General features: G+C 42.0%; 1 protein-coding gene. It reads right to left on the bottom strand.

Going from position 1 to position 2,212, the window contains the following annotated elements:
• Nucleotides 1–52: 52 nt before the first annotated feature.
• The coding region (locus VIP81_RS12125; RefSeq protein WP_331960521.1) for an RHS repeat-associated core domain-containing protein at nt 53–2,212 on the bottom strand (2,160 nt) is incomplete at its 5' end.

Below are 2,212 nucleotides of genomic sequence, written 5' to 3'. Positions count from 1 at the left end.
ATCAGCAAAATCGCCGTATTTTTTAATTATCTCTTTTATCATTATATTAATATTATTGTCCTAGAGGAACAGAATAATTTACGTTATTTGGTATTTTCAAATATTGTTGAGGCACTAAGTTAAAAGGAACATGATTCTCTGGCAAGTGGCCACTTCTTAAAGTACCGGGAGTGGACATTATATGCCCATGGCCCGATGAGAGGGTACCGTGTTTGCCAAAATCAACCTGATAACTAACTTTGCCTTCTGCATTATATACGTAGTTTGAAACGGCTTTATCTCCATCGCCATTTAAATATGTATAAATCGAATTAGGAGTTGCTCCCTCACTCCACGCTTTCTGTGATCCGGAAAAGGCTTTTAGTTCATTCGTATTTGCCAATTCTTTTACACCTGTACTTGCAATATTTTTCGCTGCCACTTTCTCTGATTCCCGGACAACAGCGCCCTCTAATTTATTTAACATCCCTGCAAACTTCCCCATAGGAATGGCTGATGCCATACTTACAAGTGCATCTCCTGCATTCATTGGCTGCCCAGTCTGTATATCCTTTCCTGTAACTAAAGCTTGTGCTCCATTTCCAGCGGCATAAACAGGATTTAAATTCTGGTTTATGCCAGCGACTATTTCATTCGCTGTTCCTGCTACATACTGGCCTGCATATTTCAGTGCAGACCCTATGCTGGTTGGAGCAGTCAAATTATACTCCCTACCTGTAACAAGTCCTACCTTTTTTATAGGATCTCCTGGCCCATTCGGTTCGTCACCTAAAAAGTCATTATATTGGATTGGATTATCATAGTTAGAAGCATATGGCGACCAAGCCTCCATATTTTCTATCTTCGGATCTACCTGGTTCCACCTTCCTATCTGAGGATCCAAATTTCTTAACTGCGCATCATATATATCCAGATCCAATTCATCCGTAAACTCTATCCCATTATACTTCTTCCTATTCTCCGGATAATTCGCCCCCTTCAACGCATTGGAACTAATCCCCGCCATCGTCAATCCAAACGGATAATAATGCGTTTCCTCCAACACCGGGCTCGCGGCTTTCGCTACAATAATATTATCAAAGAACACATCCTGCTGGGTTTCATTGCTGGTATATACATACAGGAATCCATTTTTAGTAATCGGCATTTTGTCAACAGTTAATGTCTGCAGCTCATCAGGCGTGGCTTTCACCTGACGTACGCCACTATTGGCATCCACTAATTTAAACTGATCGTCGAACAATACAAAATTTAGATATGCTTTAGGTCTGTTCTGATTGTTCTGATCCGGATTTTTCTGCTTCAGTTGTTGGTAGTTATTGTTGTAGAAATCAGTATTGAAAGGGGTGTTATCGGGTGGAGTAGCACTATGTTGATCGGTTCCGGCAGCCGCTCCTCCAAAAGCCTGAATCAATCCTGCCACCATCTCTTCAACTGGTGGAGGAGTGTTGCTGGTAACAGGGGATTGTGATTTATAAAAAGCCCTTGCTCCAATCTGGATGGTATCTCCAGCCATTACGCGTAGTACAAGGGAAGGCCCGATTTTTTTACCACCTGATTGGGCATTAAGTGTTGCTACCGCGGCATTTTTGCCGGTACTTTCATCCTGCGGATAACCAACGGGCTTTGCTGTTCTGGTTTCGTCGATGTTACTGAATAGGCTTGTCTCCACCGGTGCTTTGTCGGTTTCCATGGTGGCGGCATACATGCTGATGTCCTGTTGTTCGGTCAATACAAGCCGAATATTGCCCAGGTGATCTTTTTCGAAATAATCATACACATAGGTGATAGGTTGACCGGTCACATACAGGGGTCTAACACGGCCCTCTTCATGCTGAATGAGCTCAAGGTTATCATTTTTAAAAACCAGGTTATTCATGTAATCGGTAGTTGTAATAGCTCCGCTTCCCGTTACATCCGTTACTTTCTTTCGCAGTTTATTTCCCGCGGCGTCATAGGTGTATTCTATGTACCCTTTACCTGATATGGTGATGCTGTCAGGCAGATTCAGATGATTATACCTGTTTACCGTTAGTTGCTTGTTTAAGTCAACTTTCAGGTTTCCATTGGGATCGTATACATAGTCCTGGCTTTCATTATTGTTAACTTCTTTGAAGTCGCCCAGTTTACTTTGGGTATCATTGCGACGGTCTGTTACGAAAGATACCTTATTACTATTAGGAATGTAACCATATTTTAAACTATCAAGATC

The sequence above is a fragment of the Chitinophaga sp. genome (genome assembly GCF_036566945.1).
Taxonomy (GTDB): domain Bacteria; phylum Bacteroidota; class Bacteroidia; order Chitinophagales; family Chitinophagaceae; genus Chitinophaga.
This window is presented reverse-complemented; position numbering and strand designations above follow the sequence as displayed.